General features: G+C 56.5%; 1 protein-coding gene. It reads right to left on the bottom strand.

Going from position 1 to position 630, the window contains the following annotated elements; translation table 11 throughout:
- On the bottom strand, positions 1 to 601 hold a 601-nt coding region (locus B1A85_RS23725; protein WP_210404704.1), incomplete at its 3' end, for a hypothetical protein.
- Positions 602 to 630 lie beyond the last annotated feature (29 nt).

Consider the following 630-nt stretch of genomic DNA (forward strand, 5'->3'; position numbering starts at 1 on the left):
ACATCGAACCGTCACTACCCACTAACGCGGGATACAACACGCCACCAGCTGACCCGCTAGACAGCACGCCCCCAGCGGACACCGAAACGCCATTACCAACAGACCCGGTAGACAACACCCCGCCAACTGACCCAGTTGACAACACGCCACCAACCGTTCCGGTAGACAACACCCCGCCAACTGACCCGGTAGACAACACGCCACCAGCGGACACCGAAACACCACTACCAACTGACCCGGTAGACAACACGCCACCAACTGACCCAGTTGACAACACGCCACCAACGGATACCGAAACGCCATTACCAACTGACCCGGTAGACAACACGCCACCAACTGACCCAGTTGACAACACGCCACCAACGGATACCGAAACGCCACTACCAACTGACCCGGTAGACAACACGCCACCAACTGACCCAGTTGACAACACGCCACCAACGGACACCGAAACGCCACTACCAACTGACCCGGTAGACAACACACCACCAACTGATCCAGAAGACAACACACCACCAACGGAAACCGAAACACCACCACCAACACACCCGGAAGACAACACGCCATCACCTAATGCTTCAAACAACACGCCACGATCCATTACGCACTAACCACAACCATCACACCCAG

Source organism: Chroococcidiopsis sp. TS-821, assembly GCF_002939305.1.
In the GTDB taxonomy this organism is placed as follows: domain Bacteria; phylum Cyanobacteriota; class Cyanobacteriia; order Cyanobacteriales; family Chroococcidiopsidaceae; genus Chroogloeocystis.